This window comes from Nocardia otitidiscaviarum NBRC 14405 (assembly GCF_000308635.1).
Taxonomy (GTDB): Bacteria; Actinomycetota; Actinomycetes; order Mycobacteriales; family Mycobacteriaceae; genus Nocardia; species Nocardia otitidiscaviarum.
Map to the genome: position 1 here is coordinate 1 of NZ_BAGD01000081.1, position 15,579 is coordinate 15,579.

A 15,579-nucleotide genomic window follows, 5' to 3' on the forward strand; every position below is an offset into this window, starting at 1 on the left:
CGGCTGCCACTGGGTCCGGCACTGTGCCTGGTGCCGTGGAACGCACCCGCCCCGATGGCCGCGCACAAGGTGGCCAACGCCCTGGCGGCGGGCTGCCCGGTCATTCTGAAGGTCAGCGAATTGGCGCCCTACAGCGCGATTTTGCTGGCCGAGGTGATCGCCGACCATGTGCCCGCCGGGATGTTCCAGCTGGTGCAGGGCGGTCCGGCGACCGGTGCGCAGCTGGTCGCGGACCCGCGCGTCAAGGCCGTCTCCTTCACCGGCGGACTGCCCGGGGGCCGCTCCATCGCCACCGTATCGGCTCCCCTGCTGCGACCGTGTCAGCTCGAACTGGGCGGCAACAATCCCCTCGTGGTGCTGCCCGACGCCGAGCTCGACACCGCCGCGCGTATGGCGGCCGAACTGCTCACCACCCTCAACGGTCAGTGGTGCCGGGCACTGGGCCGGTTGATCCTGCCCGCCGACCGCGCCGCCGAGATCCTGGACGCCACCGGAAAACTCTTGGCGGCCTTGCGCATCGGGCCGCCGCTGGATCCGGAGACGGACTTCGGCCCGCTCATTCACTCCCGCCATGCGCACCGGGTGCGGGCGGCGCTGACCGGACGCCGGTTCCACGCCTACGGCACGCTGCCCGGCGGCGGCAACTATCTGGAGCCCACGCTGCTCGCCGACGATCTCACCGACGAGGTGTTCGGACCGGTCGCCGGAACCGTCACCTACGACTCCGTCGAGGAAGCGGTGCGCCTGGCCAATGCCGTCCCCTACGGACTGGAGTGCTATGTGTGCGGCAGCGACGAGGAGCTGGCCGTCAGCGTGGCGCACCGGATACGCGCCGGTGAGGTCAAGGTCAACGGCTCGTCGATCATGAGCCTGCACCTCATGACGCCGCGCCCGGCATGGGGGCTGTCCGGGCTGGGCGAGGAGGGCACCACCGAAACCCTGCGCTTCTTCACCGGAGCCCGGGTGGTCGGCGTCGAGGGCCGCTTCGCCCTCCACACGTCGTGACCACCGTCGTGGTGGTGGGGGCGGGTCCGGTCGGCTTGACCGCCGCGCTCACCCTCGCCCGCCGTGGCGTTCCGGTCACCGTGCTCGAACAGGGCGACGGTCTGGCCGCCGAATCGCGGGCCTCCACCTTCCATCCACCGACCCTGGCGATGCTCGCGGATCTGGGGTGCTGAAACCGCTGCTGGCCCAAGGCATCATCGCGGCGACGTTCCAGTACCGGGAGCGTGGCCGCGGCCCGATCGCCACCCTCGACCTGGGGGTGCTCGCCGACGACACCGACTACCCGTTCCGGGTGCAGTGTGAGCAGAGCAAACTCACGCCCATCCTGCTCGGCGCGCTGCCCGCGCACGCCGACGTGCGCTTCGGCCATGAGGTGCGCGGACTGTACGCCAGCGACGACGGGGCGGTACTGCACACCTCGCGCGGGCCGGTGCGCGCCGACTGGGTGATCGGCGCGGACGGCGCGCATTCGGCGGTCCGCCACGGTATCGGGGTCGGTTTCGACGGCAGCACCTATCCGGAACGGTTCCTGGTCGCGTCGGTCGACGAGGATCTCGCGGCGGCGCTGCCCGATCTCGCGCCGATCAACTACGTCTTCGACCCGGACGAATGGCTGGTGCTGCTGCGCACCCCCGAGCACTGGCGGGTGCTGCTGCCCACCGCCGCCGATACCGACGACGACCTCGAATGGTCCCGACTGCCACAGCGTTTGGCGGCCGTCGCGGATCTGGGACACCCGTGGCGCATCCGGCACGCCTCGCTGTACCGGGTGCACCAGCGCGTCGCCCCGTCGTTCCGCAGCGGCCGGGTGCTGCTCATGGGCGATGCGGCCCATGTGAACAATCCGCTCGGTGGCATGGGTATGAACAGCGGCATCCACGACGCCGTCCAACTCGCCACCGCACTCGCCGATGTGCTCGACGGCGGTACCGAATCGGACCTGGACGCGGTGGCCGCCCGGCGGCGCACGGTCGCCGTCGAGTACGTACAGCGCACCAGCCACGACAACTGGCGGCGACTGCGCGGCGAGGACGAGACCTACCGCGCGCACCTGCGTGAACTGGCGGCCGATCCCATCGCCGCCCGCGCCCACCTGCGCCGCGCCTGCCTGCTCGACTCCTTGGAGGCGCCACGGTGATTCGCCGCACGACCATGCCGACCGCGGCATATACCGCGGTACACGTACCCACCACCGCCGTCGATCCTCGATCCCCGCATGCCGCCGGAGGTCTGGTCCGAAGACGCTGCGGCCGTTACGGTTTCGCGCGGCGGGGTACGGGTCTGCCCACTCCGGAGGACGGCGTCGTCCGCCGACGCGGCCACTCGCGCCGGGTCGGCGTTCGCGGCGGGTTCCCCCCACCCGCGCCCACGGCGCCAACCGGGGCCGCCCGCATGGGTCACGTAGGCGACCGAGCGCACGGCGCTGCGGTGTCGGGCGCGTATGCGCCTCGCGGCGGCGCGAGGCCGGATGGAGCGCACCGATGAGAATCTCGCGGGAGAATCCGGCCCGGCCGAGCGAGATCGTCGGAACGGTACCGGTCACACCGGCCGAGGGGGTGGATCCGGTGGTCCGCGAAGCGCATCGGGATTTCCTGGGGTGGTCGGCGCTGCCGTTGGAACGCCGCCTGACGGTGCTGGGCACCGCCGCCGACGCGCTCGCGGCCGCGGCCGCGCGGCTGAGTGTGCTGCTCGCCCGGGAGACCGGTAAACCGGTGGCCGATTGCCGGGGCGAGATCGGTTTCGCGGCAACCTATCTGCGGTGGGTATGCGCGAACGCACCGCGTGTGCTCGACGGTTCGGTCATCGACGACGAGCACGGCCGAATCGAATGCACACCCGCTCCCTTCGGGGTGGTCGCCGCGATCACCCCGTGGAACGCACCCGTCATTCTCGCCGCACTCAAACTCGGTCCCGCGCTCGCCGCCGGAAACGCGGTGGTGCTCAAGCCGTCTCCGCTCGCACCTCTCGCGGTGACGAAGCTCGCGGCGTTGCTGCCCGCCACCCACGTGATCCACGGTGGCCCGGAGACAGTGCGCGCGCTCATCGCGCATCCGAGGGTCGGCAAGGTGGCCTTCACCGGCGGGGCCGAGGCGGGCCGCCACATCGCCGCGGCGGCCGGTACGGCGCTCACCCCGGTGGTGCTGGAACTCGGCGGCAACGATCCGGCGGTGCTCCTCGACGATTTCGCGCTCACCCCGGCCGATTACGAGCGGCTGGTGCTCGCCTCGTTCGCCACCGCCGGTCAGGTGTGCATGGCGGCCAAGCGGCTGTATGTGCCGCGGCACCGCCTGGACGAGTTCGTCGAGTCCTATCTCGCCGCGGCGCGCCGCGTCCTGATCGTGGGTGATCCGCTGGACGAACGGGTGACCACGGGTCCGGTGGTCGATCGCGCCGCCGTCGAGCGCATGAATCACTTCATCGCCGACGCCTGGAATCGCGGCGGCTGGCTCATCCCGCTCGCGGATCTGCCGACGGACACCGCCGACGGGTACTACGTCGCACCCACGCTGGCCCTCGACCTCCCCGACGACGCCGCCCTGGTGCGGGAGGAACAGTTCGGCCCGCTGGTCCCCGTACTCACCTACGAGACCGAGGACGAGGCGCTGGCCCGGGCCAACGCCTCCGACTTCGGTCTCGCCGCCTCGGTCTGGTCGGCCGACGAGGACCGCGCCCTCGCGGTGGCCGCCCGGCTCGAGGTGGGCTTCACCTTCGTCAACACCCACAACCGCACCGGCATGTCGCTGCGCGCGCCGTTCGGCGGGGTCAAACGCAGCGGCTTCGGTCGTGAGTACGCCGAGGAGGGCCTGCGAGAGTACGTGCAGAGCACCGTGATCCACGCCCCGGCCGCATTCCGCCCCGGCGGCGCGGGCATGCCCGCGCGCGCCTACCCGGACGCGGCGTCGCGGTAGCCGTCCACATCCGCGCGCATCCGACCGGTCACCGCCCAGTGCACACAGCGGCGCAGGATGGTCCGAAACGCAGGGGATTCCCAGCTGCCCCGGTCGGTGCGCCCCAGATCCGCGATGCCGAGATCGCGCAGATCGTAGCGGCCGCGGCAGTGGCCCAGGGTGAGGTAGCAGACCACGCCGGCTCCGTGGTCCTTCAGATACAGCACCGGGCGGATCTCGTCGGTGCGGGTGTGCCCCTCCGCGAAACCCGGGCAGTCGCCGACGAATCGGGTGTGGGCGAGCACGCGCAGCGGCGGATGCAGTTCGCTGATGTACAGCTCGTCGGTCACCTCGAACTCCCCGATCCCCCGTAGCAGCGGATGCTCGGGTTCGGTCGGCACCACCCGGTAGGGCGCGATATCCGGGTGGCCGAGGAACTGGCTGCCCAGGACCGCCGCGAGCTCACCGAAGTCGCGGGGCGTGGCGAACAGGGCGTCGGCATCCGGGCCCAGGGGTTCGATGGCGGCATTGGTGCCGTGCAGCGCCAGCCAGCGCCCGCCCCGGGAGACGAAGTCCGCCACCCGTTTCCGCTGCTGCTCGGTGGGCACGGTGGCACAGGTGTAGGTCACGAGCAGGTCGGCGGTATCCAGGGCGTCGCGGCAGTCGTAGTCCTCGAATACCCGGGTGCGGACGAGTTCGTAGATGCCGAGTTCGCGCAGCAACCGCAGCCGGGCGTAGTCGAAGTCGTGCCAGCGTCCACCGCACACCAGCACCGCCTCGATCCGGCCGGTGGGTCCGGACATCATGCCGCCTCAGAAGTCGAATCGATTGGTGAAGCCGCCGTCCACCACCAGGTTGACCCCGGTGATGTGCCGTGCCGCCGGGGAGGCGAGAAAGGTGACCGTGCGGGCCACGTCCTCGGGTCCGGCCAGCCGCCCCAGGGCGGTGGCGGCCACCGCGCCGTCGTAGAGCGCGGGCAGCTGATTCTTGATGTAGTCCCACGCCCCACCGTCGAAGTACACCGGCCCGGGTGAGACGGCATTGACCCGAATCCCCTTGGGCCCCAGTGCCCGTGCCTGCGCACCGACGTGCTGGATAATGGCGGCCTTGAGCGCGCCGAAGCCGTTGGCGGTCGGCAGCACCCCGGCCTCCAGTGCGGAGGTGCTGGCGATGGCGACCACGGCCGCCGCGTCGCTGCGCTCCAGATGCGGTGCGGCCGCCTCCAGCAGGCGCACCAGACTCATCAGATCGGTGCGGAAGTTGTTCTCCCACGCCTCGGGTCCCTCTCCCACCGAGGCGGAGGCATTGACCACCACGATGTCCAGACCGCCCAGTGCGCCCGCGACGGCCTCGACCAGCTCGGTGATGGCGTCCGGGTCCGAGACGTCCGCCGCCCGGTGAAATACCGTGCCCTGCTCCCCCAGTTGCGCCGCGGCGGCGGCGAGCGCGTCCGCGTCGCGGGCGCAGACGCCCACCGCCGCACCTTCGGCGAGCAGGGACCGTGCGGTGGTGAGGCCGATGCCGCGACTCGCGCCCGTGATGAGGGCGCGCTTGCCTTCGAGATCCAGGTCCATGGGAGTGTTCCTTCCGATCGGCGGATGCTGTCACGCCGGAATGCGCTGTGTGGGAGCGGCTCTCGGCGCGCTGCCGGTTTCAGTGAAACACAAACTAGAGACCGTCTATAGAAACTTCGCCGAATTCGCGGGGAAAGTCTTCCGGGCACAGCGCAAGTCGCCGGGGACACAGTGAAAGCCCGACGGGAACAGCAGGACTCGACACACGCACAGCGGATTTCCGATGCGCACGCCCGAACTAGTAGGCGCGGCACCGCGCGGATCACAGCGCGCCGATATCCTCCGCGATCGCACGCACCTCCGCGCCGAAGCGCCGGCGGCCCAGATCGGCCAGCACGGCGTCCTCGGTGAGCCACGCGACGGCCGCCACCTCGAGCAGGCTCGACAGCGCGGTCGCCGCCACGCCGCAGCGCGCGGGTGACGACTTCCCGTGCCGCCGGGCCAATTCGGCTTCGAGCACGATCACGACCTCGGCCCGGTGCGCGCCGCGCAACGCTTCGACGGCCGAATTCCAGCCGGGTGAGCGAACGAAGTACACCAGCGCGGCATCGCGTCGGTGCGAGCACCAGTGCAGCATCGCGTCCAGGACATCGCCGATCGGCACGTCCGGGCTCCGGTCGAGCTCGTCGCACAGGCGAGTCGTCAGCGCCCGCGCGAACCGACGCACGGCGGCCAGCAGCACCTCGTCCTTGGACCGGTAGTGGTAATACACCGCGGCCGGGGTCATACCCGCCGCGGCGGCGATCTCGGCCACGGTCACCTGCTCGATCGGCCGCGCCGCGCACAGCACCACCGCGGCATCCAGAACCGCGTCCTGTCGGGACGGACGGTGGGGGGCGCGACGCGCGCCGGATCTATCTGCCATCGCACGATGATGACAGGCTCGACACCATGCGAGCACCGCGCCATCGCCATACGAGCACAGTGCCATCGCGCCGAACCAGTGGCTCTGCCATCGCACAACAGTGCTCGGCGAACGCGCCGAACCAGTGCTCTGCGATTGTTACGAGCACTCGGCCATCACCACACAAACGGTCTGGCGTCGCTGCGCGAAACGCTGTGCCCTCGTCGCGCGAAACGCTCGTCGCGCGAAACGCTGTGACTCGCCGTAGCGGCGCTTGTGCCATCCTGAGCGCACCCACCGTCGGCGCACAGTGAACCGGAGCAGCGAGGATGACCGATCGCCCCCTCGAGGATGTCCGCCCGCCCGCGCATCGGCCGTCACGCCGCCACCTCGTCGTCGCGGCAGCAGTCCGGGTGTTCGCACGTAAAGGCTTCGCCGACACCGCGATTCAGGACATCGCCGACGATGCCGGGATGGGGTCGGCGGCGGTCTACTACCACTTCACCGGTAAGGAGGAGCTGTTCGACGCCGCCCTCCGCCAGGCCATGGACGCCAGTTCCGCCGCGGCCGAGGCGGCATGGCCGCGGGACGCACCGGCCGACGAGCGCACCCTGGACCGGATCGTCACCGCCGTCTGGGACTGGACTGTCCGCGACCCCGACGCCTTCCGCCTGCTCACCGGTCAGTCGCACGGCGGTGCGACGCCCGGATCACGCACGCTGGCAGCGGAGTACGCGGCCCGCCACGAACGGCGCGCCCACGACTACTTCGGGGCCGATCCGGTACCCGCCACTCCGCGCGCCGCCGCGGCGGTCCGCGCGCTGCGGGCGCTGCGCATCCGCACCATGATCATGACCACCATCGCCGTGCATCCCCTTCGCCTCGACGACGGCCCCCTGGCGGGAATACCCGACGAAGACCTGCGGACCGCGCTCATCGAGGTGTGCCACCGCATGGTGAAGGGGCGCGAGCCAGGACCCGCCGCCCCCGCTCAGGAGTGATAGTCCACCACCGCCCGCGCCGCCAGGCGCGGCACCAGCCAGGCCGCCACCTCGCGGTGCGCCGGATGCCCCTGGTAGGCCAAGAGTTCCGCGCCGGAGTCGTGGGTGGTCACCAGGCACAGGTCGTAGGAGACATCGGTGCCGAGCTCGTCCAGCTCGACCGTCAGCGACCGCACGTGCGGCACCTCGCCCGCCAGGCCGCGCAGCAGCTCCGCCGCGCGCTCGCTGTCGGCGCGATCGGCGAACTTCATGAGCACCACGTGGGTGAGCGCCCCGTCGGTGCTGATCGCGTCGGCGGTCATCGGCTGCCGCGGCGACGCATCACCAGCAGTCCGGCGGCCAAGGCCGCGAGTATTACGCCACCGGCCACGATGGCGACGATCATGCCGGTATCGCTGTCCTCCTCGGCCGCTTCGGTCGTGTCGGCGTCGGCCATCGGCGCGGGCGGCGGTGTGGTCTCCGGCGCGCCGAAGGTGAGCGGGACGGATGCCAGGATCTTGGACGGGTCGGTCAGGCTGGTGACCGCGACGGTGCAGGCTCCGGGGGCGGCGGTGCAGTCGGTGCCGCCGACCGCCTCGACCAGCGCCAACTCGCGGCCGCCGGTCGGCTGCCAGACGCCCTGTTCGTCGGCGCGGCCCATGAGCGAGCCGCTGAGCTGGCAGTCGGTCGGCAGTGTGATCTGCGGTTTGCATTGGCCCACGGCCACCGTGGGCAGATTCGGCGGCAGGCCCGCCAGATTCACCGTGATCATCTGTCCGGGCGCGACTCCGGAACTCTCGCTCACCTCCAGCGTCGGCGCGGCGGACGCGGCCGGACTGCCGACGAGCAGTGCCAGGGTGGCGGCGGCCGCCGGTACGGCGGTGCGCAGGACGGTGGACTTCATATTTCCTCCTCGGGGGATGGTCACAAGCGCCGACGCTCGGCGAGCGCGGCGAGAGCTACGGCGGACAACAGGGCGGCGGTGATCGACCACAGCGCCATCGACGGACCGGCGGTCTCGGAGTCGACCCGGGTGGCCGACGTGGTGGTCGTGGGGGTGGCAGGTGGCCGGGAACCGGCGAAATCGACCGGGATCTGCGCGGAATTCGCGTCGATCACCGATTGCGGTTCGGTGCCGGGCAGCGGCGCGGCGGCGATCACACACTGCCGCTGCGTGCAGTCGATATCACCGAAACGAGCTCGCGCGGTGAGGGTTACGGTCGGGATGGTGCCGTCGGCGGCGATATTGACGAAGGTGGCCCCGCCTTCCAGGTCGCAGTCCCGCAGCCCGTTGGCGAAGCCCTGCGTGCACAGGCCCACGGCGACGGCGGCCAGGCCGGGCCGGAAGCCGCTGCCGTCCACCGTGATTCGCTGCCCCTCGGTGAGGCCCGAACTCGCGCTCACCGACAGCGCGGGCGGGTCCTCCGGTGCCGCGTACGCGGGTGCGGTGACGGACAGCGCCGCCAGCGTGATGGAACAGACCGCGGCCGCGCGGATCATGACAGCCCTCCTTCGAGCACCGGGTGGGCGGCGCTGGTTCGCGCCGGTCGAGGACGCGCCGAGCGCGCGTACAGCGCGGCGGCGATCAGGACGGGCAGGGCGAGCGCGGTGAGCGCGGTCCCCGTGCCGAAGCGCGCGTCGAGCAGCGTCACCGCACCCAGCCCCAGCACCCCGGCCGCCAGAACGGCGAGCAGGGTGAGCATCGGGAACCACGGGTGTTCCGGCACGGTCGCGGCCGTGCGGTCCAGACCCCGGGCCGCCCGTGCGGCGGCGGCCAGCGTGACCGTGATGCCGATCGCCGCACCGGCGGTGCCCGGCGCGGTGGCCACCAGGACCGGACCACCCGCGGCGAGGATCAGCAGCACCGGTACGGCGCCGACGTGCGGGCCGGGCAGTGCCACCGCGATACCCGCGGGCACCGCGGCCAGCAGCAGCAACCCCACCTGGTCGGCACCGAAGGCTTCCCAGCGGAAGAGCAGCAGATGCAGTGCGGGCAGTACGGTGCCGCCCAGCACGAATCCGGCGATGGCATACCCGAACAGGAGCAACCGGATCGAGACGGACACCCCCGCGTCCGCTCCGACACCCACACCTGCGCCGGCGCTGGCACGGCCACCGGAACTTCCGTCGGAACCGCCACCGGCACTGGCACCAGCACCAGCACCGATCGGAATCGGTTCTTCCGCGGCACGTGTCACTCCCAGCGCCAGCACACTGTGCAGTCCGACAGCGATGCCCGCGACGATCAGCGCTGTGCCGGGCGTCTCGATCCAGATGGCACTCGTGCCCGCCGCGACCGCCACACCCACGGTCATCGCCACCTGCCATCCGGCCAGGGCGCGCGGCTGTCGCCAGACCACGACGCGTCCGATCGCGATGAGCGGGCCGCAGGCCGCGCTCGCGACCAGCAGCGCCGCGACGAAAGGCACGGGCGCGGTGACCATCCCGGCGACGATGAACGCCAGCCCGGCCACGATCCCGGCCGCCGCCACCCAGGACGGCGACACCCGCCGCCACACCGCCACCGCCGCCGCCACCGAACCGGTGACCAGCGCGGTGACAGCGATATAGCCGACCGCCGCGCCGGGGACGCCGACCACCCCGCCGAACGGCTTGCTCAGCAGCACCAGTTGCCCGCCCGCCACCGGACCAGCCCAGGCACCGGCGAGCACCAGGGCGGCGAGCCCGAGTCGATCGGAACGCATATCACCCCTCCGACCTGCGCCGCGGACCAGCGCTGCCGGACGCGGCGGACGGAAACGGGGATCGGTGCGATTCGCAGGTCGTCATCCTTACCTCCTGCGAGCGTTTCTCTGAAGGAAACGCAGTTTCGGAATTGCCATATTGAACCTGCACCTCCACCGGGTGTCAAGGCGAAACGAATGCGCCCGCAAGGGAAACAGCAAGATCGCGGCACTGCCGATTACCACGGCGTGAAATCCGCGAACGCGGCTGGACAGATCCGGGCACCGGGTACAGAATCAGACCTATGGAAACAGCGTTTCGATGAAGGAAACGCGATCCGGAGTGGAAGGGCCTCACCCTATGACCCGAGTCGCGGCCGCGCAGTTCGCGGTCGGAACCGATGTCGCGGACAACCTCGCCACCTGCGTCCGCATGATCGACGCCGCCGCCGATACGGGCGCGGAACTGGTGGTACTCCCCGAGTTCTGTAACCACCTATCCTGGTACGACGACCGCGCCCATGCGCACCGAATGGCGTGCCGACTCGGAGATTCCTTTCTCACCACCATCGCCGACCGCGCCGCCCACCACGGCGTATTCGTCAAGATCGGCGTCACGCTGGCGCACCCCGACGGCCGGACCACCGGAGCCTCGCTGCTCTTCGGCCCCGCGGGCGAGCTGCTCGGCCATGCCGACAAGCAGATCCTCATGGGTGCCGAGAACGACTATCTCGCGGTGGGCCGGGAGGATTCGCCGGTCATCGAGACCGCACTCGGCCGCCTCGGCATGTACGCCTGCATGGAGGGCGTCGTCAACGAGGTCACCCGGTCGCTGGCGGTACGCGGCGCGCGGGTACTGCTCAACAGCCTCAACTCCTTCGCTGTCGACGAGGCGGCACTGCATATTCCGGTGCGCGCCGCCGAGAACAAGGTGTGGGTGATCGCCGCCAACAAGGTCGGCCCGCTGCTGCCGGTGGACCGGCTGCCCGAGATCGCCGCCCGGCTCGGCGTACCGCCGGATCGACTCGACGGAGCCGGGGAGTCCCAGATCGTGGCCCCCGACGGCACCTGCGTGGCCAAGGCTCCGCCGCGCGGGGAGGCCGTGATCGTCGCCGATATCGAGATCGCCCGCGCCGACGACAAACGACGGCCGGACGGCACCGATGTGCTCGCCGCCCGGCGGCCCGACCTCTACCGGCCGCTGCTCACCGCACCCGCCGCCCGACAGGCCCCGACCGGCGCGGCGGCGGTGACCGCGGCGGTCGCCCGGCCCGATCACGACACCGTGCGGGCGCTGGCCACCGCCGACGCCCAGTTGATCGTGCTGCCGGAACTGGCCGCCCTGCCGGTCCCCGCACTCGTGGACGCCCTGCGCGACACCACCGCGCACGCGGTCACCACCGTCCGCGAGGGCGTCGCTCACCACGGTCTGCTGGTGAACGCCGACGGGGTGGTGGCGCGCCAGCCGCAGCTGCATGCGACCGCGCGCCACCCCTGGCTGACCGCGCCCGTCTCGGCCCTCACCGTGATCGAACTGCCCTGGGGTCGACTGGCTCTGGTGGTCGGCGACGACACGCTGTTTCCCGAGACCTTCCGGCTGGCGGCCGTCCAGGACGCCGATGTGGTCGCGGTGTGCCACACCCCCGCCGAACCGTGGGAAGCGCGCCTCGGACTGCCCGAACGCGCGGCCGAGAATCGGCTCAATGTGGTGGCCGCCGGACTCGACGACAGCGGTGCGCTCACCGGCGGGATCTACGCGCTCAGCCCCGATTTCACCCTCTGGACGGTCTGGGAGGGCCCGTTCGCGGGGGTGATCAGCCATCCCGACATCACCCCGGTTCCGGCCGGGGCCACCAGCGTTCGCGCCCGCATCCGACCGGCCCAGGCCGCCAACCGCCTCGTATCCCGGGGCACCGACCTGGTGGCCGATCGCCCGCGTCAACCCTTCGATTCCCTACCCGTGCCCTGACGAAAGCAGCCGTGTGACAACCGTATCGACGACTCCGGAGCAGCCATGAGCGAAACCCTGCAACACGTCGAGCAGCTGGTCGACCAGACCCCGCGCGCCGATGTGACCGAGACCTTCGAGGAGTGGCGGGCGCTGCTGACCGGATTGAAATCCCGTATCGCCGACCGCTTCACGCTCACCCGCGATCCCTCGACCGCCGATCTGGAGACCTACGGCGACCCGGACGGTGGTCCCTCCGGCAGCCTCGCCGCCTACGCCGGACCGGAGATCGACTGGCTGGTGCACTCCTGGATCGGCGATCCCCGAACCGGTTTCGTGAACCTGCATCTCACCGTGTGGCTGGGCCCGCACATCCGGGTGCCGCACCTCGGATCGGCGCTGCTGCTGTGGCCGGAGGGCTGGTTCTACGTGGACGCGATCCCGCGCGGCGACCTCGTCGGCGACGGCGCGTACTTCGACGACTTCTACGCCCCCAATGACGAACCCTGGCTGGACTTCAAGCGCGACCACCCGGATTTCACCTGGTTCACCAGCCGCACCGGCTTCATTCGCGGCAGCCTCTCCCCCACCGCGTACTGCTATTCCTTTCCGCCCACGCGACCGAATCTCGACACCGTGGCGCAGGTGCTGACCTCCCGTGTGGAGCAGTGGCTGACCTGGGTGGACGCCGCCGAACCCGTGCCCGCCTCGGAACGCCCCACACTGGCCGAGCGAGATCTGGCCATCCGCCGCAATATCGCCGAGCGGGATCCGGCGAATGTCATGGGAGAGCGGTTCTTCCGGCCCGAACTCACCCAGCGGCTGGTGCGCGCGCTCTGGGGCGGCGACCGTGAACTGCCGAGGCCGACCGCATGACACTCATTCGCTCCCTGTGGTGGTCGGCGCGCACCGACGGCACCGCACCGTTCGACACCGCCCACCTGAAGGTCTACTACCCGGCCGTCGCCACCGGTTCCGACGCCGAACGGCTCACCGGCGTGTTCCCGCCCGATCCGGCGGGCGCGCCCTATCCGGTGGTGGTTTTCCTGTCCGGGGTCAATGTCGGGCAGGAGTCCTACCGCCGCTTCGCCACCGCGGTCGCCGCGACCGGATTCGTGGTGGTCACCTTGGATCGGGTAGCCGAACTGTTCGGCGGGCAGCGTGGGCTCACCCCGGGTGTGGATCTGGACGCCGCCCGCCCGGACGCCTACGGCACCCGGCCGACCTGCCCGACCATCGGCGCGGTGCTGGCCGCCCTGGCCGAACTGAACGACCAGCCGCCCTTGCACGGCGCGCTCGATCTGGAGCGAGTCGCCCTGGGCGGACATTCGGCGGGCGGCACCGTGGCCCTCCAGTCCGCGCGCTTCTTCCCCGAGATCGCGGCGGTATTCGCCTGGGGCGCGCACACACTCGTCGCCACCATGCTGGGCTGGGCGCCGGGCACCGTGCTGCCCGCCCAGACCGCCTGCCCGGTGCTGCTGGGTGTGGGGTCACGCGACGGGGTGATCCAGGGCAGCGCCGACCGCTACGGCGAGGAGGGGGACGAGCGGCCCGATCCGGTGCGGCGCACCTTCACCGAGGCGCTGCCCGACGGCGATCACCTGCTGGCGGAGGTGGCGGGAGCCAATCACTTCGGGATCGCCGACGCCGACCCCACCGCCGCACGCGCCTTCCTCGACGGCGTCGGCGACACCGACGCACTGCCCTCGTTCGCGCGGCTGGTCTCGATCTTCCTGCGGACGCACCTGCGCGGCGATGCCGTGGCCAAGACCGAACTGGCCGAATTCGACGATGCCGCACTGCGTCTGACCCGGCGATAGGAACCACCATGCTGAAGAACTTCTGGTACGCCCTGGAATTCGCCGACCGCATCGGGCGGCAACCCCGGAAGGTGACCTGTCTCGGGCAGGATTTCGTGCTGTTCCGCACCCGCTCCGGCACGGTCACCTGCCTGTCGGATCTGTGTGTGCATCGGGGCGGTGCGCTGTCCATGGGCACGGTCACCGACGACTGCATCGCCTGCCCGTACCACGGCTGGCAGTACAACAGCGAGGGTGTCTGTGTGAAGATCCCGGCCAATGCCGAGGAGCGCAAGATCCCCCGCAAGGCGCGGATCGACGCCTATCCGACCGTGGAGCGCTACGGCATGGTCTGGGCGTTCCTGGGCGATCTCCCGGAGGCGGAACGCCCGCCCATCCCGGTCATTCCCGAACACGACGACCCGGAGTTCCGGGTGGTGCAGTTCGAGATGGAGATCGACGCCAATTACGAACGGGCACTGGAGAACGTGGTCGACGCCGCGCATACGCCGTTCGTGCACGGCACCAGCTTCGGCAACCCGGACAAGCCAGAGATCCCGGACTTTCGTATCCGCCAGACGGATTGGTCCGCCGAGGCCGATATCCAGCTCAGTCCGCCACTGCCCACGGGGCTGTGGGGACTGCTGGCCCGGCGGCGACCCCGCCCGGAATCGGTCACCGTGACCAACGCCTGGTATCTGCCGAACATCGTGAAGCTGCACATCCGGCTGCCGATCGGCGACATGCTGCTCTACGACTTCAATATTCCGCTCTCCCAGGAACGCACGCTGGTCAAGATCCTGGGCTACCGCAATTTCTTCACCGGGGCGTGGGCGGACGGCAACGCGCGCAAGCGCATCGAGAAGATCCTGCTGCAGGACCGGCCGGTGGTGGAATCGCAGCGGCCCGAACTGCTGCCCTTCGACCTGTCCGACGAGCTGCACGTGCGCAGCGACGGCCTCCAGGTGGCCTACCGGCGGCGACGGTTGGAACTGCGCAAGCAGGGGTGGTGGGTCGGCGACGACGACATCATCACCGGCGACTCGCCGCGCCGGACGGCGACCGTCATCGCCTCCCCCGCCCGCCGCGACAATCCCGAACTGGCCAGTGCCTGGGTGCACAAGGCCCGCACCGGAGGTAATCCCGAATGAGCCTGCCCACCGCGCTCTGCGAGCGCACCCTGTCGGCGTTGCGCACCGCGCTCGGTCTCACCGTCGCCGAGGATCTGCCGCTGACCAGCGCCATGTCGCCCGATCCGGTGGGCAGGCTGCGGGTGCTGCGCGGCGGCCCCATCGACAAGGCGGTGGTGGTGGATCTGGTGGTGCCGCCCATCGGACTCGACAGCCACATGGTGTTCGCCTTCACCGGAAGTGACTCCGCTGTACCGCATTTCACCCTGGACGCGGTATACGCGGGTGACTACCACGCCATGCACCTGGATCTCATCCCGCGCGTGGACCTGGCGGTGCACCTGGACTATCTCGATGCCGCCTTCGGACCGCTCACCGATCCGCTGGCGGAGGCGTGGCGCATCGACGGGCTCTCCGCCGCCGCCATCGGACCCCGGCAGCGGGCAATGATGTCGCCGTGGATGGTGGTGTGCCGGGCCACCGAGGCCGCGTTCAAGGCCCTCGACGCCACCGTGGACCGATATCTCGAGCATTGGCTGACGCTGGCGGACAGCGGCGTCGCGACCGTGGACGCCGAGCTGGCGGTGCGCGACCGTCGCCAGCGCGCCAACCTGTTCAGCCCCGAGGTCGATCCGGTGTGGGGGCGGGTCGCTCAATTGCTCGGCGCCGAACAGGCCGAACGGGTGCGCGGCGAACTGCTCGCCGCCCGGTGAGAGACGGTGACGAG

17 protein-coding genes are annotated in these 15,579 nt (G+C 70.8%); 10 read left to right on the top strand and 7 right to left on the bottom strand.

The window, feature by feature from the left end:
- From ON31_RS16500 to ON31_RS16510, 4 genes are all read left to right on the top strand, one after another.
- On the top strand, window positions 1–1,005 hold a 1,005-nt coding region (locus ON31_RS16500; protein ID WP_039814713.1), incomplete at its 5' end, for an aldehyde dehydrogenase family protein.
- On the top strand, window positions 1,002–1,178 hold the full coding sequence (locus ON31_RS37995) for an FAD-dependent oxidoreductase (RefSeq protein WP_255222135.1): 177 nt from the start codon (window positions 1,002–1,004) through the stop codon (window positions 1,176–1,178). The genes ON31_RS16500 and ON31_RS37995, both read left to right, overlap by 4 nt.
- Complete coding sequence (locus ON31_RS16505; RefSeq protein WP_169335017.1) at window positions 1,172–2,143, top strand: FAD-dependent oxidoreductase; 972 nt, start codon at window positions 1,172–1,174, stop codon at window positions 2,141–2,143. Before ON31_RS37995 ends, ON31_RS16505 begins: the two co-directional genes overlap by 7 nt.
- Window positions 2,144–2,486: 343 nt before the next feature.
- Window positions 2,487–3,914: an aldehyde dehydrogenase family protein gene (locus tag ON31_RS16510; protein WP_039814716.1), complete on the top strand. Its 1,428-nt coding sequence runs from the start codon at window positions 2,487–2,489 to the stop codon at window positions 3,912–3,914.
- On the opposite strand, the gene ON31_RS16515 is transcribed toward ON31_RS16510, so the two are convergent.
- From ON31_RS16515 to ON31_RS16525, 3 genes are all read right to left on the bottom strand, one after another.
- Entirely contained in the window at window positions 3,890–4,699 is an 810-nt protein-coding gene (locus ON31_RS16515) for a ThuA domain-containing protein (protein WP_255222136.1), read from the bottom strand. The two genes, ON31_RS16510 and ON31_RS16515, sit on opposite strands and share 25 nt — an antisense overlap.
- A 6-nt stretch (window positions 4,700–4,705) precedes the next feature.
- Window positions 4,706–5,467, bottom strand: a complete 762-nt coding sequence (locus ON31_RS16520) for an SDR family NAD(P)-dependent oxidoreductase (RefSeq protein WP_039814719.1) — start codon at window positions 5,465–5,467, stop codon at window positions 4,706–4,708.
- A 262-nt stretch (window positions 5,468–5,729) separates the two neighbouring features.
- Entirely contained in the window at window positions 5,730–6,332 is a 603-nt protein-coding gene (locus ON31_RS16525; RefSeq protein WP_039814721.1) for a TetR/AcrR family transcriptional regulator, read from the bottom strand.
- A gap of 308 nt (window positions 6,333–6,640) precedes the next feature.
- On the opposite strand from ON31_RS16525, the gene ON31_RS16530 reads away from it, so the two are divergent.
- A complete protein-coding gene (locus ON31_RS16530; RefSeq protein ID WP_039814723.1) occupies window positions 6,641–7,312 on the top strand; it encodes a TetR/AcrR family transcriptional regulator in 672 nt (223 codons plus the stop codon).
- Here ON31_RS16530 and ON31_RS36720 read toward each other — a convergent pair.
- Genes ON31_RS36720 through ON31_RS36255 form a run of 4 tightly spaced genes read right to left on the bottom strand, consistent with a single transcriptional unit; the run spans window position 7,303 to window position 9,996 of the window.
- On the bottom strand, window positions 7,303–7,614 hold the full coding sequence (locus ON31_RS36720; protein WP_051037368.1) for a Dabb family protein: 312 nt from the start codon (window positions 7,612–7,614) through the stop codon (window positions 7,303–7,305). The two genes, ON31_RS16530 and ON31_RS36720, sit on opposite strands and share 10 nt — an antisense overlap.
- Window positions 7,611–8,195, bottom strand: a complete 585-nt coding sequence (locus tag ON31_RS36725) for a neocarzinostatin apoprotein domain-containing protein (RefSeq protein ID WP_039814725.1) — start codon at window positions 8,193–8,195, stop codon at window positions 7,611–7,613. Before ON31_RS36725 ends, ON31_RS36720 begins: the two co-directional genes overlap by 4 nt.
- Window positions 8,196–8,215: 20 nt before the next feature.
- Complete coding sequence (locus ON31_RS36250; RefSeq protein WP_039814728.1) at window positions 8,216–8,791, bottom strand: neocarzinostatin apoprotein domain-containing protein; 576 nt, start codon at window positions 8,789–8,791, stop codon at window positions 8,216–8,218.
- A complete protein-coding gene (locus ON31_RS36255) occupies window positions 8,788–9,996 on the bottom strand; it encodes a hypothetical protein (protein ID WP_039814730.1) in 1,209 nt (402 codons plus the stop codon). Before ON31_RS36255 ends, ON31_RS36250 begins: the two co-directional genes overlap by 4 nt.
- A gap of 340 nt (window positions 9,997–10,336) precedes the next feature.
- On the opposite strand from ON31_RS36255, the gene ON31_RS16555 reads away from it, so the two are divergent.
- The 5 genes from ON31_RS16555 to ON31_RS16575 are packed head-to-tail and all read left to right on the top strand — an operon-like array spanning window position 10,337 to window position 15,565.
- Window positions 10,337–11,944: a nitrilase-related carbon-nitrogen hydrolase gene (locus tag ON31_RS16555; RefSeq protein ID WP_039814732.1), complete on the top strand. Its 1,608-nt coding sequence runs from the start codon at window positions 10,337–10,339 to the stop codon at window positions 11,942–11,944.
- Window positions 11,945–11,989: 45 nt separating this feature from the next.
- Window positions 11,990–12,799 (top strand): oxidoreductase, encoded by an 810-nt coding sequence (locus tag ON31_RS16560; protein WP_039814734.1) that lies wholly within the window; start codon window positions 11,990–11,992, stop codon window positions 12,797–12,799.
- A complete protein-coding gene (locus tag ON31_RS16565) occupies window positions 12,796–13,743 on the top strand; it encodes an alpha/beta hydrolase family protein (protein WP_039814736.1) in 948 nt (315 codons plus the stop codon). The genes ON31_RS16560 and ON31_RS16565 overlap by 4 nt, the downstream gene beginning before the upstream one ends.
- 8 nt (window positions 13,744–13,751) lie before the next feature.
- Window positions 13,752–14,873, top strand: coding sequence for an aromatic ring-hydroxylating dioxygenase subunit alpha (locus tag ON31_RS16570; protein ID WP_029924788.1), 1,122 nt, complete (start codon window positions 13,752–13,754; stop codon window positions 14,871–14,873).
- Entirely contained in the window at window positions 14,870–15,565 is a 696-nt protein-coding gene (locus tag ON31_RS16575) for a hypothetical protein (protein ID WP_039814738.1), read from the top strand. Before ON31_RS16570 ends, ON31_RS16575 begins: the two co-directional genes overlap by 4 nt.
- Window positions 15,566–15,579 lie beyond the last annotated feature (14 nt).